Annotated in this window: 23 protein-coding genes and 1 tRNA gene; 20 read left to right on the forward strand and 4 right to left on the reverse strand. The window is 67.8% G+C overall.

Annotated elements, in window-relative coordinates; genetic code table 11:
- On the reverse strand, positions 1–339 hold a 339-nt coding region (locus QZZ29_RS05665), incomplete at its 3' end, for a metalloregulator ArsR/SmtB family transcription factor (RefSeq protein WP_291382016.1).
- 158 nt (positions 340–497) lie between these two features.
- On the opposite strand from QZZ29_RS05665, the gene QZZ29_RS05670 reads away from it, so the two are divergent.
- The 4 genes from QZZ29_RS05670 to QZZ29_RS05685 all read left to right on the forward strand — a co-directional run bounded on the left by QZZ29_RS05670 (position 498) and on the right by QZZ29_RS05685 (position 3,373).
- The gene (locus tag QZZ29_RS05670) at positions 498–1,256 is read left to right on the forward strand and encodes a putative protein N(5)-glutamine methyltransferase (protein ID WP_291382017.1); all 759 of its coding nucleotides are present in this window, start codon (positions 498–500) and stop codon (positions 1,254–1,256) included.
- A 57-nt stretch (positions 1,257–1,313) separates the two neighbouring features.
- Positions 1,314–1,904 carry a TetR/AcrR family transcriptional regulator gene (locus tag QZZ29_RS05675; protein ID WP_291382018.1) on the forward strand — a complete coding sequence of 197 codons (591 nt, stop codon included), beginning with the start codon at positions 1,314–1,316 and terminating at the stop codon, positions 1,902–1,904.
- Positions 1,905–1,973: 69 nt separating this feature from the next.
- Complete coding sequence (locus tag QZZ29_RS05680) at positions 1,974–2,699, forward strand: NAD(P)H-binding protein (RefSeq protein WP_291382019.1); 726 nt, start codon at positions 1,974–1,976, stop codon at positions 2,697–2,699.
- A 74-nt stretch (positions 2,700–2,773) separates the two neighbouring features.
- The gene (locus QZZ29_RS05685) at positions 2,774–3,373 is read left to right on the forward strand and encodes a hypothetical protein (RefSeq protein ID WP_291382020.1); all 600 of its coding nucleotides are present in this window, start codon (positions 2,774–2,776) and stop codon (positions 3,371–3,373) included.
- 40 nt (positions 3,374–3,413) lie between these two features.
- On the opposite strand, the gene QZZ29_RS05690 is transcribed toward QZZ29_RS05685, so the two are convergent.
- Positions 3,414–4,226 carry an HAD family hydrolase gene (locus QZZ29_RS05690; RefSeq protein WP_291382021.1) on the reverse strand — a complete coding sequence of 271 codons (813 nt, stop codon included), beginning with the start codon at positions 4,224–4,226 and terminating at the stop codon, positions 3,414–3,416.
- Between the two features lie 150 nt (positions 4,227–4,376).
- On the opposite strand from QZZ29_RS05690, the gene QZZ29_RS05695 reads away from it, so the two are divergent.
- From QZZ29_RS05695 to QZZ29_RS05705, 3 genes are read left to right on the forward strand one after another with little or no spacing between them, the layout of a single operon-like run.
- Entirely contained in the window at positions 4,377–6,287 is a 1,911-nt protein-coding gene (locus QZZ29_RS05695; RefSeq protein ID WP_291382022.1) for a sodium:proton antiporter, read from the forward strand.
- A 9-nt stretch (positions 6,288–6,296) separates the two neighbouring features.
- Complete coding sequence (locus QZZ29_RS05700; protein ID WP_291382023.1) at positions 6,297–6,908, forward strand: N-acetyltransferase; 612 nt, start codon at positions 6,297–6,299, stop codon at positions 6,906–6,908.
- 9 nt (positions 6,909–6,917) lie between these two features.
- Positions 6,918–7,331, forward strand: a complete 414-nt coding sequence (locus QZZ29_RS05705; RefSeq protein ID WP_291382024.1) for a DUF1801 domain-containing protein — start codon at positions 6,918–6,920, stop codon at positions 7,329–7,331.
- Between the two features lie 21 nt (positions 7,332–7,352).
- On the opposite strand, the gene QZZ29_RS05710 is transcribed toward QZZ29_RS05705, so the two are convergent.
- Positions 7,353–8,234, reverse strand: a complete 882-nt coding sequence (locus tag QZZ29_RS05710) for a GNAT family N-acetyltransferase (protein WP_291382025.1) — start codon at positions 8,232–8,234, stop codon at positions 7,353–7,355.
- A 364-nt stretch (positions 8,235–8,598) separates the two neighbouring features.
- On the opposite strand from QZZ29_RS05710, the gene QZZ29_RS05715 reads away from it, so the two are divergent.
- From QZZ29_RS05715 to QZZ29_RS05765, 11 genes are all read left to right on the forward strand, one after another.
- Complete coding sequence (locus QZZ29_RS05715; RefSeq protein WP_291382026.1) at positions 8,599–11,778, forward strand: NAD(P)-binding protein; 3,180 nt, start codon at positions 8,599–8,601, stop codon at positions 11,776–11,778.
- 43 nt (positions 11,779–11,821) lie between these two features.
- Positions 11,822–12,865 (forward strand): PhnD/SsuA/transferrin family substrate-binding protein, encoded by a 1,044-nt coding sequence (locus QZZ29_RS05720; RefSeq protein ID WP_291382027.1) that lies wholly within the window; start codon positions 11,822–11,824, stop codon positions 12,863–12,865.
- Positions 12,843–13,637, forward strand: a complete 795-nt coding sequence (locus QZZ29_RS05725; RefSeq protein ID WP_291382028.1) for an ABC transporter permease subunit — start codon at positions 12,843–12,845, stop codon at positions 13,635–13,637. Before QZZ29_RS05720 ends, QZZ29_RS05725 begins: the two co-directional genes overlap by 23 nt.
- Complete coding sequence (locus QZZ29_RS05730) at positions 13,634–14,239, forward strand: ATP-binding cassette domain-containing protein (RefSeq protein ID WP_291382029.1); 606 nt, start codon at positions 13,634–13,636, stop codon at positions 14,237–14,239. Before QZZ29_RS05725 ends, QZZ29_RS05730 begins: the two co-directional genes overlap by 4 nt.
- Before the next feature lie 87 nt (positions 14,240–14,326).
- A complete protein-coding gene (locus QZZ29_RS05735) occupies positions 14,327–14,821 on the forward strand; it encodes a hypothetical protein (protein ID WP_291382030.1) in 495 nt (164 codons plus the stop codon).
- Between the two features lies 1 nt (position 14,822).
- Positions 14,823–15,068: a helix-turn-helix transcriptional regulator gene (locus tag QZZ29_RS05740; RefSeq protein WP_291382031.1), complete on the forward strand. Its 246-nt coding sequence runs from the start codon at positions 14,823–14,825 to the stop codon at positions 15,066–15,068.
- 126 nt (positions 15,069–15,194) lie between these two features.
- Positions 15,195–15,719: a DUF4386 domain-containing protein gene (locus QZZ29_RS05745; RefSeq protein WP_291382032.1), complete on the forward strand. Its 525-nt coding sequence runs from the start codon at positions 15,195–15,197 to the stop codon at positions 15,717–15,719.
- Between the two features lie 183 nt (positions 15,720–15,902).
- Entirely contained in the window at positions 15,903–17,180 is a 1,278-nt protein-coding gene (locus QZZ29_RS05750; protein ID WP_291382033.1) for an MFS transporter, read from the forward strand.
- Positions 17,181–17,241: 61 nt separating this feature from the next.
- The gene (locus QZZ29_RS05755; RefSeq protein WP_291382034.1) at positions 17,242–17,799 is read left to right on the forward strand and encodes a hypothetical protein; all 558 of its coding nucleotides are present in this window, start codon (positions 17,242–17,244) and stop codon (positions 17,797–17,799) included.
- 71 nt (positions 17,800–17,870) lie between these two features.
- Entirely contained in the window at positions 17,871–18,800 is a 930-nt protein-coding gene (locus tag QZZ29_RS05760; RefSeq protein WP_291382035.1) for an aldose epimerase, read from the forward strand.
- Between the two features lie 50 nt (positions 18,801–18,850).
- Positions 18,851–18,924: transfer RNA gene (locus QZZ29_RS05765), tRNA-Gly, on the forward strand.
- Between the two features lie 58 nt (positions 18,925–18,982).
- Here QZZ29_RS05765 and QZZ29_RS05770 read toward each other — a convergent pair.
- Positions 18,983–19,882 (reverse strand): hypothetical protein, encoded by a 900-nt coding sequence (locus tag QZZ29_RS05770; RefSeq protein WP_291382036.1) that lies wholly within the window; start codon positions 19,880–19,882, stop codon positions 18,983–18,985.
- 101 nt (positions 19,883–19,983) lie between these two features.
- Between QZZ29_RS05770 and QZZ29_RS05775 the strand changes: the two genes are divergently transcribed.
- Positions 19,984–20,583, forward strand: a complete 600-nt coding sequence (locus tag QZZ29_RS05775; RefSeq protein WP_291382037.1) for a helix-turn-helix domain-containing protein — start codon at positions 19,984–19,986, stop codon at positions 20,581–20,583.
- A complete protein-coding gene (locus QZZ29_RS05780; protein WP_291382038.1) occupies positions 20,580–21,041 on the forward strand; it encodes a hypothetical protein in 462 nt (153 codons plus the stop codon). Before QZZ29_RS05775 ends, QZZ29_RS05780 begins: the two co-directional genes overlap by 4 nt.
- The last annotated feature ends 101 nt before the right edge of the window (positions 21,042–21,142 follow it).

Raw genomic sequence — 21,142 nt, forward strand, 5'->3', positions numbered from 1 at the left:
AGGGGTGTCGGGGGCGAGCAGGGCATCCAATCGGTCGATGCGTGCGCGCCAGATCTGGGCATAGCGGTCGAGCAGCTCTTGAGCGCGCTCGATCGCTTGGGGGTTGCCGCGCACGATGCGCTCGCGGCCGTGGGGGTGCTTGGTCACCAGACCGGCTCCCTCGAGAACCGCGACGTGCTTCTGCACGGCCGCGAAGGACATGGCGTACGCGCTGGCGAGCTCCGACACGGTCGCCTCGCCCGCGAGGGTGCGGCGCACGATGTCCCGGCGCGTGGAATCGGCGAGGGCCCGGAAGATGCGGTCCACCTCGTCGTCGGATACATCAGTTTCTACAACCATTTGGTTGTACGTTACGACTCGGGGGCCCGAGTGTCAAGAAGTCGCCGCCAAACTGACTGACCGCTGCCAGGACCCGTGAGGAGGAACCGCAGAGGTCGCGCTGGAGTGAGTTCTCCACTCCACCAGCGCTCGCGGCGCCCAGAAGGTAGCGTCGCGACATGAGCGATCTGGTCACGCAGCTGCGCGAGGCGGGGTGCGTGTTCGCCGAAGAAGAGGCCGCCATCCTGTTCGCCGCCGCGTCCGACACCACAGAACTCGACCTGTTGGCCGCTCGCCGCATCGACGGCGAACCGCTTGAGCATGTGGTGGGCTGGGCCGGCTTCGCGGGCCTGCGCATCCCGGTCGCGCCCGGGGTGTTCGTCCCGCGCCGACGCACCGAACTGGTGGCGCGCGTGGCACAGCGCCTCGCACCCGACTTGGGCACGGTGGTCGACCTGTGTTGCGGCGCGGGCGCGATCGGGATTGCGCTCGCGACCTGGCGTGAGGACCTCACCGTGTTCGCGTCGGACATCGACCCGGTGGCGGTGGAGCTCGCCGCACGTGGACTCGCGCCGCTGGGGGGCACCGCTGTGGTGTCGAATATGGATGCGGACCTGCCGCCGGGGCTCGCGGGCGCCGTTGACGTGGTGACGTCATGCCCGCCCTACGTCCCCACCCGTCAGATCGCGATGATGCCGCATGAGGCGCGGGACCACGAGCCGCGCAGGGCTTTGGACGGCGGACGGGATGGCGCACGCGTGCAGGCCCGGGTGTTCGACGCCGCCGTCAGGCTGCTCGCGCCGGGCGGCGCGTGCGTGGTCGAGACCAGCGAGCACGTGGTCGATGCGACCGTCGCCGCGGCCACGCACGCGGGACTCGCGGCCGCGGTCGAGGAGGACGAGGCGCTGGGAGCGGTGGTGGTGGTCGGCACTCGCTAGGCATCTTGAGGGTCCCGGCGGTTGACGAAGTTAACACTGTTAAGTATCGTCACCGTCATGACCCCGTTCATCGACGGTGACGCCCGCGGCTCCATCCTGGAGGCCGCGTCGGCCGTGTTCGCCGAGAAGGGCATCGATGGCGTATCGATGCGCCACATCGCCCGGGAGATCGGGGTCTCCGCCACCGCGCTCTACCGCCACTACGACTCCAAGAATGCGCTGCTGGCGGCCGCCTGCAAGGAGGGTTTCGCTCAGTTCGGGGCGCAAATCGAGGAGACAACGCGCGCCGCGGCCACTCCCCTCGATGCGCTGCGGGACATCGGCGGCGTCTACGTGGACTTCGCGCTCGACCACCCCATGCACTACGACGTGATGATGATCCGACCCCATCAATGGGCGCTCGGCCCGAATCCGGAGCAGGACCCCGAGTCCTTCGCCAGTCTCGTCACGCTCGTCGAGGCCTGCCAGGCGGCCGGCCACCTACGGCCGGGCGACGCCCGCGAGGCCGCTCATCAGCTGTGGGCGGCGCTGCACGGAGTCGTCTCCCTCGCTATCGCGATGCCCGGCGAGATCCGCGGCCTTGAGCCCGAGCCCGTGCGTGCGCGCGCAAGCGCCCTGGTCGAGGCGGTGATCGCGTCACTCCTGTAGCGGCACCCGGGGCCAGCACTCTCTTTTTTGCCACCCACTTAACACCGTTAACTTTGACAGGGAATCATCATGACCACCCACCTCGTCCTCGGCACCGGCGCCGTCGGAGCCGCCCTCGCCAACCACCTCGCTGAGCAGGGCCACACCGTCCGCGCCGTCAATCGGTCGGGCAACCGGGGCGCCCTCCACCCCGCGATCCCCCTCCGCCAAGCCGACCTGAACGACCCCGGCGACGCGGCATCGGCGCTCGCGGGAGCCGACGTCGTCTACCAAGTCACCCAGCCCGCGTACACGCGCTGGGGGGCGGAGTTTCCCGCGTTGCAGCGCACCATCCTGGCGGCCGCCGAGCGCGCCGACGCCAGCGTGGTGCTCGCGGACAACCTGTACGGCTACGGCTCACCGCGGGGCGCCACCATCACCGACGACAGCCCCCGCGAGGCGACCACGCGCAAGGGCCGGGTGCGCATCGCCATGGCCGCCATCGGCACCTCCGAACACGGGTGGGGTCGCGCGTGGATCACCCCCGTCATGGCTCCCCTCACTCAGGCCGACCTGATCGCACGGCTGTGGGAAGCGCTCGGCCGGCGCGGCACGCCCAAGGTCAGCGCCGTGCGCGGCGCCGCGGTGCGTGGATTGGGGATCTTCATGCCGATGCTGCGTGAGAGCGTCGAGATGCTTTACGAATTCGACGAGCCGTTCGTCGTGTCCTCCGCCGAGTGTGAGCGCACCTTTGGATGGGCCGCCACGTCGTGGGACGACGCGGTGGCTCAGCTGTGTGGGGGGGTGCGGGTGTAGCGCCGCCGGTACGGCCCGCCTTCGGCACTCCCTCCCTCGGCACTCCCGCCGCGCCCGCGGCGTAATCTGGCGGCATGTCAACGCTGACACGGGCCGAAGTGGATCGCGCGCGCCTCGCCTCGCTCCTGATCGACCGTCCAGCGGTCCCTGACCGCACCGCGCTCAGCACCGTCGAACACTTCTTGGCGATGCAGGCCCAGGACGCTCCGGGAGTCGCGTGGTCTCTGGGTCTTCGCAACGGCGCCACCGAGGCGCAGACGGCCGAGGCCCTCGCGGAAATCCGCCCCGCAGGCCTAGGCTTGGGAAGGGAGGTGGCGCACATGGCGTTGATCGACGAGCTTCTGGAACTTGAGCGTGGCTTCTGGGCCTCCTCGGGCACCACGGGTTACTACGAGACTCACATGTCGGACAACGGCCTGTGCGTGTTCTCGTTCGGGCACCTCGACAAGGAGGGGACCAAGGCCGGCGTCGCCTCGGCGGGGCCGTGGAGCAGTTTCGACTTCAACGACATCCAAGTGCACGTTCTGGACGACAACGCCGCCACGATCTCCTATCGCGCCGACGCCGACAGGGACGGCAAGCCCTACCGCGCTATGGTCACGTCCGTGTATTCACGCGCCACGGGGGTGTGGAGGCTGATGGTGCACCAGCAGACCGAGTTGGCGGCGATGTAACTGCCGAGCCACGAGGAGTCGAGGGCTAGGTGTTGAGGGGCTAGGTGTTGAGGGGCGCCCCTGCGAGCAGCGCCTCCAGCACCTGCGCCACGCCATCCTCGCTCACCGAAGCCGTGCGATAGGTCGCCGCCGCGAGCACGTCGGCGTGAGCGTTCGCCACCGCGTAGGACATTCCGGCCCATGCAAGCATCGGGATGTCGTTGGGGGCGTCGCCGAAGGCGACCACGTCCGCCGCCTCAACGCCGAACCGTTCGGCCTGCCGGGCGAGGCCGAAAGCCTTGGTGACGCCCAGGGGGGCGATCTCGATGAGCGGCGCCACGCTCGAACTGTGCGAGGCCTCGAGCAGCCCGTCACACAGGGGCAGCGCGACGGCGAGCATGTCGTCGGCGATTCCGTCCTCCAGGAGCGCCAACACCTTGAAGACGCTGCCGTCGAGCACCGCTGGCAACTCCTCGAACGGGGCGACGGCGTGCGACGCGAGGTTCCGTTCGTTGAGCGGGAAGCCCAGCTCCCGCGAGAATCCGTGCGGCGACTCGACCGCGAACACCACGCCCGGCAGCGCCTCGCGCAAGCGCTCGGCGAACAGCAGCAAGGTCTCGGTCGGGACGCCCACCGCATCGACGATGGTCCGCTCACCCATGTCGTAGACCACGGCCCCGTTTCCGCACACGGCCAACCCGTCGACGCCAAGCGCCGATGCGATCGAGTCCACCCATCGCGGCGGGCGGGCCGTCACCAGCACGAGCGGAATGCCGGCCGGGGCCAGCGCCGCGAGCGCCGCACGAGTGCGGGCGGAGAACTCTCCAGAGGGCGGGAGGATGGTGCCGTCGATGTCGGTGCCTACAAGCTTCACGTGACACAGGGTACGCGGCGCATCCGCCTCAGGACTGGGACTCCTGGCCATGCGCCGCGGTCATGCCCGGCGGGCCAGCACGCGTCAGTCCCACCGACCGGGCCAGCACGCGTCAGTCCCGGGTTGGCGCCTGCAGTTAGGGTCGACACCATGCATGCCTCCACTGTGCTGGTCATCATTCTGGCCGCAGGACTGGGAAGCCAGTGGATCGCGGCCAAGTTGCGGTTGCCCGGAATCCTGGTGATGATCGCGGCCGGGCTCGTGCTGGGCCCCTTGACGGGCGTGGTGCGCCTGGACGTTGAGCAGGCCGAACTGACCGAACTGGTCGGCCTGGGCGTCGCCATCGTGCTGTTCGAGGGCGCCATGGACCTGCGGCTCGGGGAATTCCGCAAGGTGGGCGCGGGAGTGCGCCGGCTCACCATCGTGGGACCGCCACTGGCGTGGGCCCTGGGCGCGACGGCGGCGCACTACGCGGGCAGGCTCAGCTGGCCCGTGTCGTGGGTGCTCGGCGCGATTCTGGTGGTGACCGGTCCCACCGTGATCCTGCCCCTGTTACGTCAGGCACGACTGCGCAAGGACGTCGGCTCGCTGCTCAAGTGGGAGGGGATCGTCAACGACCCGGTGGGCGTGCTGTTGGCGGTCCTGACGTTCCAGTTCCTCACGCTGTCCGGCGAGGGTGTCGCCTCTACCGCCGTCAGGATGCTCGCGGCGCTCGCCGCGGCCGCCGTCGCGGGCGGGGGCGGCGGCTGGCTGGTGGCCAAGCTGTACCGGCGCGGCTGGGTCCCGCCGCACCTCAAGGGTCCCCTGCTGGTGGTGCTGGTGCCCGGCGTGTTTTGGGTGACCAATTTGGTGCAAAACGAGGCGGGCCTGCTCGCGGTCACGCTCATGGGCTTGGTGATCGGCAACGCCAGGCTGGTGGAGCGCGAGCGGATCCTCAACTTCAAGAGCTCGCTGACGGTGGTGCTGCTGGCCGTCCTGTTCATCGTCATCCCCGGGCAGCTGACGCGGGCCGACCTCGACTCCCTGGACCTGCGCGCCGTCGCGTTCGTGGCGGTCACCCTGTTCCTGGTGCGTCCACTCACCATTTGGATCGCGACGATAGGCCTGCCGCTGTCGTGGCAAGAGAAGACCCTCTTGAGTTGGGTTGCGCCGCGCGGCATCGTGGCTGCGGCGACGGCGGGGGTGTTCGGTCCCGCACTCGTGGCGGAGGGCTACGGCGACGCGACGGCGCTGCTGCCGTTCGTGTTCGCCGTGATTGTGGCGACGGTGCTGGTGCACGGGCTGACGATCGGCCCGCTGGCGCGCAGGCTGGGCCTGGCCGCGTCGGCGCGCAACGGGCTGTTGATCGTGGGCGCATCCCCCTTCGCGCAGGCGCTAGGCGAGGCGCTGGTAGCGGCCAACATCGACGTGCTGGTCACGGACGGGTCGTACCGGCGCCTCAGCCGCCTGCGCAAGGCGGACGTCCCGACGTGGACCGGCGAGATCCTCTCCGAGCACGCCGAGGACGAGCTGGACGCCTCGCACCTCAACTACGTGCTGGCGGCCACGGACAACGGCTTCTACAACGCCTTGGTGTGCCGCTCGCAGAACGACGACTTCGGCTCGACCCACGTGTTCCAGTTGCCGATGCAGCGGCCGTCGGGGGAGGACGCGAACCGGCTGCCGCTGCAGCGCCGCGGGCACTTCGCATTCGATCGGGTGAGCGACTACTACGTGCTGCACAGGCACATCAAGGACGGCTGGCAGGTGTGGACCACGTCGATCACGGACGAGCACACCGCCGATGATCTTGCCGCGCGCCTTGGCACGGAGGGTGAGGACTGGTTGCTGTTGGGGGCCATCACGTCCGCGGGGGCGTTGCGACTGCATTCCAGAACCCACGCGGTGACACTCAAGTCTGGGTGGGACGCGCTGGTGTTCGCGCCTCGACAGCGGGTGCCCCATCGTGAGGAGGAGACCGCAGCCGCGCTCGACACTCTCGCGGGGGTTAAAGGAAAACCCACCGCGGTAGAAGGTTACGATGCGGCGAAGGATCCTGACACTCACGCGCCCACACCGTAGCCTGGGGGCATGGCCACTCCGCGTATTCGCCCTGCAACACCTGCCGACGAGCAGCAGATCGCCCGCATTTGCCTTCTCACGGGGGCCGACGGCGGTGACGCCGCCGGCCGCTTCAGCGACGACACCGCGCTCGCCGATGTCTTCGCCCTGCCCTACCTTCACGGTCCGTCGTGCTTCGCATGGGTGGTGGACATCAGCGGCCAGGCCCGCGGCTACGTGGTCGCGGCCGCGGATACCCACGCGTTTCAGCAGTGGTTCAGCAACGAATGGTGGCCCGCGCGTGGACCGGCGCACGCCGTCAAGACCGAGGACGATGCCTGGTTGCTGCCGGCGGCCGCCGACCCCACGCGGTGCCTGTCGGACGCGGTCGCGGACTACCCGGCGCATCTCCACATCGACTTGCTTCCGGAACTCCAGGGCGCCGGTTGGGGCAGGCGTCTGATCGACACGCTCATGGCGCAGCTCGCCGAGCAGGGCGTCGAGGGAGTGCACCTGGTGGTCCCCCGCGCCAACACCCGTGCGCAAGAGTTCTACCCCAAGGTGGGCTTCGCGCGCATCGGCGAGGACGGCGAGAACATCACGTTCGCACGATCGACGGCGCATTCCGCCAACCCGTCGTAGCATTTCCGCATGGCGAACGTCACCGTGCCGACCGCTCAGAGCCCGGCCGAGTTTCTTGCCCTCGTGAAACCCGCCAAGCGCAAGCGCGACGGTGAGCGCCTGTTGGCGCTCATGTCCGAGGTGACCGGCGCCGCCGCGCTCATGTGGGGTCCCAGCATGATCGGCTTCGGGACGTATGCGTACCAGTATCCGAGCGGTCGCAAGGGGGAGTTCTTTCGCGTGGGGTTCTCGCCGCGCAAGTCCGCCCTGTCCCTCTACGGGCTCAAGGACGACGAGCGTGCCGAGGCGATGCTGGCCGACCTCGGCCCTCACACCACGGGGGCGGGCTGCGTGTACGTCAAGAACCTCGACGCGGTGGACGAGGCCGTCCTGCGCGCGCTGGTGCACCGCGGCTTTCAGCGACCCAAGTTGCACGAGGCCTGACGCGTACAGGGTGGCGCCCGCCTAGAGCTCCTTGCGATACCAGCGGTCGGCGTGCGGCTCGCCGTTGAAGTCGGGCACTTGCCGGTAACCGCGTGACGTGTAGAGCCGGCCCGCCGCGGTGAGCAAAGAGTTGGTGTCGAGCGTCACGGCGGACGCCTTTGCCTCGACCGCCAGTCCCTCGAGCCGCTCCAACAGGGCCGCCGCCACCCCCAGGCCGCGCGCCGACGGCGCCACCCACATCCGCTTGAGGAATGCGGGCTCGCCCTCGGGAAGCTTCACACCCCCGCAGCCGACGGGTTGGCCGTGAAGGTACGCCACCAGGAACGCCCCCATCGGAGGGGTGAGGTCCTCGCTGCCGACGACGACGGCCTTGGCGGGGTCATAGCCCGCGTCGAACATGGCGTCGATCTCCGCAAAGAATTGCGCGACGCACCACTGCGCGTCCCGGGACTCAGGGTCGACGATCTCGATCGCGAGATGCCGTCGCGTGAGGGCCCGCGTCAGCGTTCTCGCCGCCTGGTCAACGGCCGCGCGATCGCTCGGGTCCACCTCGCCGAGCAGCGAACTCGCAGCGTCCTCGCTCAGCCTGTCGAGCACACTGGCTTCGTCGACGCCGGCGGGGGTCCGCGCCGCCACCTTGGCCCTGGCGTCGGCGGGGCTGGGGCCGGTGACCACCAGCCCCTCCGACTCGAGCGAGCGCAGCAACCGCGAGACGTAGGCGGCGCCCAGCCCGAGTCGCTCCCGCAGCGTCGCGACCGCCACGGGTCCGTCACCCATTTCCCACAGCAGCCGGGAGGCCCCCAAGGGACGTCCGCGGCCCAGGAAGTCATCGTGCAACGCGCCCACCTCGCGCGTCACGACGCGCTGGAACTGGCGGAAGGTCTGGATCCGGCGATCGGGCATATAGTTGACCTTAGTCAACTATCCTGCGAGACGCTACCCCGTCGCTACGAACCGTAAGCCGCCCGACGCGCGAGCCGTGTCCCTCTTGACGAGCCCTGCTAGCGGCGTGTCGGACGAGCAAGCGGTTCGCGGCGTCGGCGGCGGGGTGGAACAGTGCAGGAGCCGCGCAGCGGAACCCCGTCCTGGGCCCCCTGGTCCCGAGGTCCTGGGGACTGATGTCCCTGGAATTCGGCCCCACCGGCTTCTAGCGTGGGGGCAGGTGCAACGAGAGAACTTGGCCGCCCCATGGTCGAAGGCAGCACGTCCCACGACGCGTCGCCGTGCCATCTCACTGACCAGGTAGTTGGAGGATTCCGTGGGCGACATGGTGCAACCAGAGCGAGTGACCGTCACGGTCAATGACCGTCAGATCGAGGTGCAGGCAGGTCTCAACATCCTGCAAGCGCTTGGACACGAGGGAGTGGAGATTCCCTCCCTGTGCAACGACGTGCGCCTCAAGCGCGCCAACGGCAGCTGCGGGATGTGTGTGGTCGAGGTGGGCGACGATGCGCCGCGCGACGCCAAGGCGTGCCTGACCCCCGTCACCGAGGGCATGGTGATCAAGACCCACACCGAGCGGCTCGTCGCCTACCGCAAGGTGCGACTCGAGCAACTGCTGTGCGACCACAACGCCGACTGCGTGGCGCCATGCGTTCAGACGTGCCCCGCGAACATCGACATCCAGACGTATCTGCAGCACGTGGCGGATGGCAACTTCGAGGCCGCCATCCGCGTCATCAAGGACCGCAACCCCTTCCCGTCGGCCTGCGGCCGCGTGTGCCCTCACCCCTGTGAAGAGGCCTGTCGCCGCAACCTGGTGGAGGATCCGGTGGCCATCAACGCGGTCAAGCGCTTCGCGGCCGACTGGGACATGGCCCGCAAGGATCCCTGGCGCCCGCGCGTCGCCGAACCCACCGGCAAGCGGATCGCCGTGGTCGGTGCAGGACCCTCCGGCCTGAGCGCGGCCCACTACCTGGCGATCGCCGGTCACGGCGTCACGGTGTTCGAGAACCAGCCGGAGCCGGGCGGCATGATGCGCTATGGCATCCCCGAGTACCGCCTGCCCAAGGCCACGCTCGACAAGGAGATCGCCCTCATCGAATCTCTGGGCGTCAACATCGTCTGCAACCGGGGCCTCGGCAAGCACCTCAACCTGGAGGACCTCAAGCGCGACTTCGACGCCGTGTACCTAGCGATCGGCTCGTGGCGCGCGACCCCGCTCGGCATCGACGGCGACAACGCCGAGGGCGTCGAACTGGGCATCGACTACTTGCGCCACGTCACCAAGGGAAACGACGCCCCGGTGGGCGACACGGTCATCGTCATCGGCGGCGGCAACACCGCGATCGACTGCGCGCGTGCCGCGCTGCGCAAGGGCGCCAAGGATGTCAAGCTCGTGTACCGCCGCACCCAAGAGGAGATGCCCGCCCAGGCCATCGAGGTCCACGAGGCGCTACGCGAGGGTGTCCAGATGGTGTTCCTCGCCGCGCCGCAACGCATCACTCACGCCCCCAACGGCGTCAAGGCGCTGCACTGCATGCGCATGGAACTCGGCGAGCCCGACCGCTCCGGCCGTCGCCGTCCGGTGCCGATCGAGGGTTCCAACTTTGTGATCGAGGCTGACAAGATCATCGGTGCTATCGGCCAGAACACCGACACCGGCTTCCTCTACAACGACCTCCCGGTGCGCCTGAACAAGTGGGGCGACATCGAGATCGACGGCTTCTCCATGCAGACCTCCGAGTCGAAGATCTTCTCCGGCGGCGACTGCGTCACCGGGCCGTCGACCGTGGTCGCGGCCATCGGCGCCGGACGACGCGCAGCGGACGCCATCGACGAGTTCGTCACCAGCGGCTACGTCAAGCCCAGCCACGAGGACTACTCGTGCTCGCGCGGCTCGCTCGAGGACCTGCCCCAGGCCGAGTTCGAGGATTTCCCGTCGCTCGCGCGGGCCGTCATGCCCGAACTCGAGGTGGAGCACCGGCTGGACGGTTTCCCCGAGGTCGAGCTGGGGCTCACGCAAGCGCAGGCACGGGCGGAGGCGGCCCGATGCCTGACGTGCGGCTGCTCCGCGCAGAACAGCTGCACGTTGCGCAAGGAGGCAAGCGACCACCAGGTGCGTTTCCAGCCGACCCTGCACGTGCGGCCGCGCTCCCCGATCGTGCGCGAGCACCAGTTCATCATCCGTGACCAGAACAAGTGCATCTCCTGTGGACTGTGCGTCGCGGCATGCGCCGAGATCATGGGCCCCGGAGTGCTTGCGTTCCAGTTCCGCGAGGGACAGATGCGGGTGTGCACGTCCACCGGCGAGCCGCTCGACATGACCGACTGCGTCTCATGTGGGCAGTGTGTGCGCGCCTGCCCCACGGGCGCCCTCGACTACGAGCGCGAGCGCGGCGGTGTCTTCACGGCCCTCAACGACCCCTCGAAGGTGGTGGTGGGCTTCGTCGCCCCCGCGGTGCGTGCGCACGTCGCGAAGGAGTACGGCCTCACGCACATGGAGGCGGCGCCGTTCATCGCCGGCATGATGAAGAGGATCGGCTTCGACAAGAGCTTCGACTTCGTGTTCGCCGCGGACCTCACGATCATGGAGGAGACCACGGAGTTCTTCGGTCGCATCGCCGGCGGCGGCAAGATGCCCCTCTACACCTCGTGCTGCCCCGGCTGGGTCAACTACGCCGAGCGACGCTACCCGGACATCATTCCCCACCTGTCCAGCTGCAAGTCGCCCCAGCAGATGATGGGCTCCACGGTGAAGACCCACTTCGCCAAGCGCGAGGGAATCGACCTGGACGACCTGTACGTCGTGTCGATCGTGCCGTGCATGGCCAAGAAGGGTGAGGCCGCTCGTCCCGAGTTCGCCCCCAATGGTCTTCGCGACGTCGACGCGGTGCTCACCACCACCGAATTCCTCGAGATGGCGCAGATGCTCCGACTCGAAAGGGAAGACATCGAGCCCGCGGAGTTCGACGCACCGTACAAGCAGGTATCGGGCGCCGGGGTGCTCTTCGGTTCGTCGGGCGGCGTGGCCGAGGCGGCAACGCGCATGGCCGTCGAGAAGCTCACCGGCAAACCGCTGCGCACCCGCCTCGACTTCGAGCAGGTGGAGGGCTACGAGGGCGTCAAGGTTGCCACCGTCGAAGCACCCGGACGGCCGCTGCGCATCGCGGCGATCTCCGGACTTGGCAACGCGGACGCGGTGATCAAGCGCCTGCTCAATGACGGCGACAGCATGGGCTTCGACCTGGTCGAGATCATGGCGTGCCCCGGCGGCTGCATCAACGGCGCCGGCCACCCCAAGCCCAAGAGCCAAAGTGAGACCGGACTCAAGACGATGGTGTTGTCGAACATCGACGACGACCTGGCACTCAAGGACTCCCAGAAGAACCCCGACATCCTCCGCCTGTACGAGGACTTCTTCGGGGAGCCCAACTCGCACCTCGCGCACGATCTGCTGCACACCACCTACGCGCCGTTCAGAACGCCGGTGGCGCCTCAGAAGTAAGCCCGCTCAACCCAGATCCCCACATCTCGTTGCTAAGGACATCATGAAGAAGACACTCATCGCCTCGAGCGCCGTGCTCGCCGCGCTCATCCTGGCGGCATGCTCGTCGGGTGGCGCGGAGGTCACGCCTCCGACGAATCAGGCGGTCAAACCGGCGACGGAATCGGCGGCCCCGGCTCCCGTGCCCGTCACCGTTACCATCGCGTCCCTGAAGGGCCCCACCACGATGGGCCTCGTGGGCCTCATGGACGATGCCGCGCGGGGCAAGGCTGCCGAGGACTACCAAGTCACCATGTACGGCTCGCCCGACGAGGTGGTGCCGCTCGTCGCGCAGGGCGGCGTCGACATGGCCCTCATTCCGTCCAACCTTGCGGCGGTCCTGTACGCCAAGACCAAGGGCTCCGACGCGCAGATCTCCGTCCTGGCGATCAACACGCTCGGCGTGCTCAACATTGTTGAGTCGGGTGACACCGTCCGCTCGATTGCCGACCTCGAGGGCCGCACCATCTACAGCACCGGCAAGGGCGCCTCGCCCGAGTATGTGCTCAACTACCTGCTCACGCAGGCCGGGCTCACGCCTGGGGTTGACGTAGACGTTCAGTACCTGTCCGAGCACACCGAGGTGGTGGCGCAGCTCACCACCACGCCCGGGTCGATCGGGGTGCTTCCGCAGCCGTTCGTCACGATCGCCGAGGCCAAGAGCCCCGACCTTCGCACCGCGCTTGACCTGACCGAGCGGTGGGCGGCAGTTTCCCCCGATTCGCAGCTGATCACCGGCGTGGTCGTGGTGCGCAACGCCTTTGCGACGGAGCACCCCGACGCGGTGGCACAGTTCATGGCGGACTACGACGCGTCCACGCAGTGGGTCAACGCGAGCCCGGCCGCCGCAGCGCCGCTCATCGTCGACGCGGGGATCGTGCCGGACGCGACGCTGGCCGAGAAGGCCATCCCGTTGTGCTACATCACGTTCGTGGCCGGTGCCGAGATGAAGTCGTCGCTCACCGGATACCTGCAGGTTCTGTTCGACGCCGACCCCAAGTCGGTCGGCGGTAGCATGCCCGGGGATGACTTCTACTTCAGCGGTTGACGGGCGGGCGGAGTCGCGCGCGCGACGCGCAGTCCGCCCGGTCGTGGCCGTCCTCTTCTGGCTCGCCGTGTGGCAGTTTGCCGCGTGGAGCGTGAACAAGGACTTCCTTCTCGCCTCGCCCGTGTCCGTGGTGGCACGCCTTGGCCACCTGATCACCACCGGCGACTTCTGGACCACCGTGGGATGGTCTCTCGGCCGCATCGCCGCGGGCTTTGTCGCGGCGGCCCTGGTGGGCGCGCTGGCCGCGACCGCAGCCGTAAGGTTCCGGGCCGTCGATGCCCTGCTGTCACCCCTCATCGCCACCATCCGCAGCGCGCCGGTGGTGAGCTTCATCATCCTGCTGCTGCTGTGGACGGACAGCAGCAGCCTGCCGATGTACACGAGCTTCATCATGGTGCTTCCGGTGATGTACACCAACGTGGTCACCGGCATCAGACATCGCGACCGCTCACTGCTCGAAGCCGCCGAGGTGTTCCGTGTTCCGCTGGCGCGCCGCGTGCTCGCGATCGACGTCCCGGCCGTGCTGCCGTTCTTCGCGGCCGCCTGCCGCATCGGCGTGGGCCTGGCGTGGAAGAGCGGCGTGGCCGCCGAGGTAATCGGCGTGGCCAGCGGCAGCATCGGCGAGCAACTGTATGAGGCGAAGGTGTTCCTCAGTTCGGTCGATCTGTTCGCATGGACCGTGGTGATTGTGGCGCTCAGCGTCGCGTGCGAGAAGGTGGTGCTGCGGCTCCTGAGGTCCGTCCCGGGACGCGTGGACGGGGCCCGGCCATGACCCATGGTCCCATCATCTTCCAGGGCGTCACCAAGGGGTACGGCGACCACCGGGTGCTCGCGGGCGTGGGTCTGACCCTTGAGGCCGACACGGTGACGGCGCTGACCGGGCCCAACGGCGTCGGCAAGACCACCCTGGCGCGACTGCTGCTCGGGCTCGAGAAACCCGACTCGGGCATCGTCGCGGGCGTGGAGGGACTGCGCCGGGCCGCCGTGTTCCAGGAGGACCGGCTGTGCGCGCACCTGGACGCCGTGACCAACGTGAGGCTCGTGCTTGATCGCGAGCAGTGGGATTCGGCAGAGCAGGAACTTGCCCTGGTGGGCCTGAAGAGCGGCGACCTGTTCAAGCCGGTGAGCGAGCTGTCCGGCGGTCAGCGGCGGCGGGTCGCCATCGCCCGTGCGCTGGCGGTCAAGGCTGAGCTCGTGGTGCTTGATGAGCCGTTCACGGGACTCGACGCCGGGACAAAGCCGGCCGTCATGGACTACGTGCGCGAGCGCCTGGCTGGGTGCACCGCTCTTGTGATCACCCACGACTCCACGGAGGCCGCGTTCCTGGGGGCGCGCGTGGTGACGCTGAACCACAGCCCCGGGCTGACCATATGACACATCGTCGTGTAAATAATTATTGACACGATGTCAAACATGTCGTACCTTGGTGTTGTCAAAGATTCTTAACACGAAGGTTGAACCATGACACACGAACTGCGGCAGCCCGGTGACGACGATCCGGTTGTCATGACCGCCGAGGAGCGCTCCGTATGGGTGTATCTCGCCGTCGTCGTGATCACCTCCACCGCATACTTCGCCGTGGTCATCCCGCGCGCCGTCAGCCAGCCCATCGAGGACGTCTCCTGGATCACGCCGATGCTGTGGGTCCTGGGCTTCTCGATTGCGGGCACGATCGTCGGCTCGGTTGTCGGCTCCGTGAGCGGCGCGGTCGGCCTGGCCATCCGCGGCATCAACCCGGAGGGCCAGCTTGAGGGAGACCAGCGCGACAAGGACATCAGGAGGATGGGAGACCAGCGCGCGGCACTGGCGGCCAGCAGCGCGATGTTCGTGGTGCTCGTGCTCGCCATGATCGGCGCCGACCTGTTCTGGATCGGTAACACCGTGTTCCTGGCTGGAACGGTCGGAGCGCTGCTCGAAACCATCACCAAGATCCGCGCCTACCGCCGGGGTTTCTGAGATGCCCCCCAAGCCCACCAAGGTCACCAACCGGATTCGTGCCCTCCGGTTCGAGTCCGACGAGATGACCCAAGCCGATCTGGCGGCGCGCCTCAAGGTCACCCGCCAGACCGTCATCGCGATCGAACAGGGAAAGTACTCCCCCTCGCTCGAGATGGCCTTCGAGATCGCGAGGGTCTTCAAGCGGCCTCTCGACGATGTGTTCCAGTACTCAGCGGGAGGTACCGACGATCAACTCTCCGCATAGGCGCTAGGCCAAGAGCCCCGCTCCCTTTCCGCTGAACCCCTTCCTCCTGTCCACGAGCCGTGAGGCTCAAGACCTCCTCCTCGCTCACCCAAAATCACGTCACGCACACCTCATGGGAGAACTCTCATGAACGAGACCATCAAGACCGCCAGGGCCACCGGCGCCTGGTACTTAGGGCTAGCCCTTGCCGGCGTGTACTTCTACACGCTGTTCCGCCCCCTCAACCCCACCGCCGCGTACGCCACCGCGACGTTCGGCATGGTGAACGCGGTGGCGATCATGGCATCGGGCGCCTTCATGGCCACCGCCAACTCGATTGCGGCGGATGCGAGCCTGGCCCCCAGCGGCGACGCAGCCGGCGCCGTCGGCCTCATGTACGAGCTGTCCGTGAACGCGTGGGGCATGGGCAACCTGTTCTTCGGCTTGTGGCTCATCCCGATGGGGTGGGTGGCCGTCACGTCCGCCCGGTTCCCACGGTTGCTTGGCTGGACGCTCGTGGTCGGTGGCGTCGCCTATGTACTGAGCAGACTGGTGGCGTACGGCATCGCCAATGCGCCCGACGCCCTCGCCACGGGACTCGCCTTCCCCGCCATCGGCGAACTCTGGATGGTGGGCTACCTGCTGTCCAAGGGCATCCGACCGTCGGCCTAGGGGGAGAGGCGCGAACCGCCGCCCACCCCAACGCTGCGAACCCAGGCGGAGCCCGACACGCCGACAGCATCGTCTCCGCCCACAGACGAGACCGGCGCGTCGGGCTCTTCAGCGGTTCGTAGGGTCTCTGGGGTGGGCAGGACGGGCAGTGCCTGGGAACAGGCGTACCGTTCCATCACGGAAATGAAAAACACCTTCAGCTCGCTCGCCATCTTCAACTACCGGCTCTGGTTTGCCAGCGCCCTCGTGTCGAACCTCGGTACCTGGATGCAACGCATCGCCCAGGACTGGTTGGTGTTGACGGTTCTTACCCGCGATTCCGGCGTTGCCGTGGGCATCACTACGGGCCTCCAGTTTGTGCCGTTTCTGCTGCTGGGGCCATTCACGGGTGTAGTGGCGGACAGGGTCGACCACCGCAAGATGCTGATGGTGACGCAGACCGCCGCCGGGGCGCTCGGACTGGGCCTGGGCGCGCTCGTTCTGTCGGGCAACGCCGAGTTGATGCACGTGTACGGTTTCGCCCTCGCGCTCGGCGTGGTCACCGCCTTCGATGCCCCGGCCCGGCAGACCTTTGTGGGCGACCTGGTGCCACGCACCCAGTTGTCCAACGCCGTGGGCCTCAACTCGGCGTCATTCAACGCCGCCAGGCTCATCGGCCCGGGCGCGGCCGGCCTGCTCATTGCGGCGGTGGGCACCGGGTGGGTGTTCATCATCAACGGCGCCACGTTCGCCGCGACCCTCGTCGCGCTGGCGCTGATGCGCGGGTCGGAGTTTCACGCCCAGGAGCGCGCCCCGCGCTCGCCCGGGCAAGTCCTCGACGGGTTGCGCTACGTGCGCGCCAGACATGACCTGATGATCATCTTCGTGGTGGTCAGCGTGGTGTCCACGTTCGGCCTGAACTTCCAACTCACGAGCGCCATGATGGCGCGCGTCGAGTTCGGCCGGGGCCCGCAGGATTACGGAATCCTCGGCTCGATTCTCGCGATCGGATCGCTCGCCGGCGCCATCATGGCCGCGCGGCGCAAGGAGCCGTCGGCCCGCCTGGTCGTCCTGTCCGCCGCCGGATTCGGGGTGGCAAGCGGTGTCATGGCCCTGATGCCCACCTACTGGACCTACGCGTTATCCGGGATCCCGGTCGGATTCATGGCGTTGACGATGCTGACGTCCGCGAACGCCACCGTCCAGACCACCACGGCTCCCCACATGAGGGGCCGCGTGATGGCGCTCTACATGATGGTGCTGATGGGCGCGAACCCCCTGGGCTCACCGCTTGTGGGCTGGGTGGGCGAACACCTGGGCCCGCGCCTCGCCATAGCGGTGGGCTCCGTCACGGCGTTCGCCGTTGTCGCGGCCGTGGTGATGAGAGCGGTGAGCCGGGGACGGCTCGACGTCGCCCTCTCGCCGCGCCGTCCGTTCCTCAAGGTCACCACCATCCCCGAGGTGCAATACCCCGACGTCTAGGCGGGAGTCGCTCCGTGGCGCCTGGCTCGCGGCGTGCGACACCCGCGCTAACGTCGCGGGTATGACTGAGCAGAACTTCCTCATCAAGCAACGTTTTACCGCGATGGTCAACCGCTACGAGATCTGGAGCGTCGACGCCGCATGGCGACCGACGACGATGCTCGGCTTCGCCCAGCAGAAGCGCATGAAGCTACGTGAGGAGGTCGTCTTCTACACCGACGACTCCAAGACCACCGTGCTGTTCACCTTCAAGGCTCGCAACGTGCTGGACCTGAGGTCGGTGGTCGACGTGTTCGACGGTGCGGGCCAGGCCATCGGCGAGTTCCACAAGGACTTTGCCGCGTCGCTCATCAACTCCACCTGGATGATCGACCAGCCCGGTCAGCCACAGGCCCGGGGCCAGGAGAAGTCGCCGCTGTATGCGGTCATTCGCCGCTTCACCGACCTCGGCTTCATCCCCTATGACTTCGTGTTTACCGCACAGGGCCGCCCCGTCATGGAGATCGTCCGCAAGTGGGGTCTGCGCGACACGTACCAGTGCACCGTCGCTGCCGGGGAGTACGACACCCGCCTGCTGCAGGCCGTCGCGGTGGGCCTCGATGCGCTGCAAGACCGCTAATGTGCGCCCGCCACGACATGGTCGGGCACTAGGTCAGGGCTGAGGACGGTCCCATCAGCCACAATGTCACCATGACCGACATCGTCACGCTCGAAAACGATTTTTGGCAGGTGGGGCTCGTTCCCGCCACGGGCGGATCCGTCGCGTTCGGCCGCGTGTCGGTGGGCGGCGCGTGGGTGGACGTGCTGCGTCCCACCCCCGACGAGTCCCTCGCCGACGTCTGGTCCACGGCGTCGTTCCCGTTGGTGCCGTGGTCCAACCGGATTCGCGACGCCGTGTTCTCGTGGGCGGGCAAGGACTACCGGCTGCGCGTGAACTTTGAGGACGGCACCGCAATCCACGGCACGGGCCTCGAGTTCCCGTGGTCGGTGGTGGCACAGTCAGCCACCTCGGTCACTCTTGAGTTCGCATCGCGCGCCGTCTACGGGGTCAACTTCCCCTGGCCGTTCACCGCGCGCTTCACGTACGAGCTCGACGCGGAACGCTTCACCTGGTACATGGACATCACCAACGACACGCACGAGACGTTCCCGGCTGGCCTGGGGCACCACCCCTACTTTGTGCGAGAGCTCAACGCCCCCGGATCGACGCCGGGCGAGCCGACGCGACTTCAGGTCAACTGCGTCACGTCCTATCCGGTGGTGGGATGCCTCCCCACGGGCCCCGCTACGGAGGTGTCCGGTCGCATCGACTTCAGGGACATGAAGCCCTTGGGCGAAGAGTTCATGGACGCCTGCTACACGAGCCGCACCTCGTCGACCCTCGCCACGATCGAGTACCCCGGCGCCCTCACGGTCGACATTGAAGCGGGTGCGCTCCTCGAACATGCGGTCGTGTACCAGCCGGTGGAGGTGCCGTACTTCGCGCTGGAGCCGGTGACTCACGTCAACGACGGCTTCAACCGGGAGGCTGCACACGAGGACGGCACTGGCATATTCCTGGTCCAGCCGGGAGAGACCAGGTCGACCGCGTTTACCCTGGTGGCGCAGCCGCACGTTTAGCCGAGGGGTGGCGCATGTGGCCTAGACTGGTGGTCGCGCCGACGGCGCACGCGGGTGTAGTTCAATGGCAGAACTTCAGCTTCCCAAGCTGATAGCGCGGGTTCGATTCCCGTCACCCGCTCCACTGCGCCACTCCACCACGGCGCCACTCCACCACGGCTCCCCACGTTGAGGCCGGGCCCCTAGCCAGCCTGAGGCACCTTCGAGCTCGCAGTCCAGTCGTAAGTTCCGCCCACGGTGCCGTCGTCCAGGTACCACGTCAGTGTGTACGGCGCCTGATCGTGGTCATGGATCAACGGCAAGCTCGGCCACCATGCGGCGAAGTACCCATTCGAGACCGTGGCGTCCACCACGACTCCATTCGCGAGCGTCACGGTGACACGGGCGACGTCTTCTCCCGCATACCCCCAGGTGTCAGCCGAGTTGTCGCTCCAGCCTCCGCCGAACCACTGAATCTGGTTCGACGCGGGCGTGGGGGCGATGCCGCCACCGCTACCACCAGCGTCGCCCGTCTCGTGTGAGTTCGGGTCGAGGGGCAGCAAACACTCTATGTCGGCGTGCTCGCCACCGGTTTCCGCCGTCAGCAGGGTGTAGGTCCAGTCGCCGCGGCGCTCGGCCACGACGGGGACCAGATCATCGAAGCGCAGCGCATCGGCCACCTCACCGTCTGGGTCGCCAAGTCGCATGCGGGCGAGGCACGCCTTGGCTTGGGCCTCAGCGTCGCCAGGGGTCACGGGATCCGGCACGGCTCGCCAACTCGCGTACGCCGCGGGGATCCAGCTCCCGTTGGAGTCGGGCCACAGCGTCGCGCCGACGATGCCCGCAGCGGCGACCGCTGCGGCCGCACCGATTCGCATGGAGAGGCGACGACGTCGACTCGTCCTCGTGATGGGGGCGACCTTGTCATCTCCCGTCGCGGGGGCGCCCTCATGCGCGTCTGCGGGGCCGACGTGGCGCGTGGCGTAGGCGCTGATCCGATGCGCGTGTGACTCCCAGAGCTCATCGAACCGGACGGCGTCGTCCGAAGCTGCGGGCTCCCGGGAACCTGCGCGTCCATCGGGCGCCTCGATGTCTCCATCCATACCGGGAATTGTCCAGGAGGTGAGCGATCCTTACGTCCCCACGTCAGATAGGCACGCCGACATACTTATATTCTCATTTCGCAACTGTTATCATGCGTCATATGAGAACTCAGGCTCCGGCCCTTCTGCCGATCTTCCGGTCGGAACTTCAGCCGCGTCTCCTCTTGCGGGTGCTCACCAGCGACAAGGGGATCAGCGCCGCAGAACTAGCCCGCAATCTCGGCGAGCCCGAACCGACGGTCTTTCGTGAAACGCGCCGCCTACTGCAGTTTGGCCTCCTCCGGGGCGAGCGAGTCGGGCGCACCCTCGTTCTACGTGCAGCCGAAGACAATCCCGCCACCGCTCCGCTACGACAGTTGCTTGTAGTGACCTACGGGCCCAGTCTCCTGATCACGCGGGCGCTCATGGGGCTCGCTGGCATCGACGAGGCATACATCCACGGCTCGTGGGCGGCCCGCTTTCACGGTGAACCCGGTGGCCCGCCCGGGGACGTCGACGTCGTCGTGGTTGGCCAGCCTGATCGCCGCGCGGTCGACGCCGCGCTCTCCGGACTCGAGACCGAACTCGGCCGAGAGGTTAACGTCACGTATGTCACGCAGGAGCGATGGCGCGACACCGATGACCCCTTTATCGGGACCGTGCGCTCACGCCCCCTTGTGCGCCTTGAGATGTCGGACGGTCCTGCAATGCTGAAGCCATGAGTCCTTGGGGCCAGGGCCGAGCCACCGTTGACCAGATGCTGGTGTCCGGACAGTTGGACCGCGTTCCCCCCAACCGAGAGGCCTCCAACGCGCTTCTCGCCAAGGCGAGCACGCACCTGCTCTCCGCAGCGACCTTGGCCGCGTCGGATGTCGAGCTCGCCTACGATGCACTCCACGCCGCCAACCGCAAAGCCCTGACGGCGGTCCTCCTTGCCCAGGGGCTGCGACCCACGCGCGACGCTGGCCACACGGGCGCCTTCGAGGCAGTGCGCGCCCAGCTCCATCCGCCGCTCGGGCCGACGCTCGCGCCCTACACGCGGATCAGGCGAGCCCGGAATGCGGGCGACTACCTCGACGAGCTCCCGGCGACCGCCGACGACATCGCGGCCGACCTGCCACTGTGTCGGTCGATCGTCGAGATGGCGGTCAAGGTCGTCGACCAGATGCCGCCCTACTGACCACTGCGCACCGAACGGGATGGGGTCCCGAAAAGGTCCCAGTCCGCGCCGTGCCAAAACGCCAGGCGTTCATTGCGCCTGGTATGTTGCCTACTTGTCCC

Source organism: Demequina sp. (assembly GCF_016278765.1).
Classification (GTDB): Bacteria; Actinomycetota; Actinomycetes; order Actinomycetales; family Demequinaceae; genus Demequina.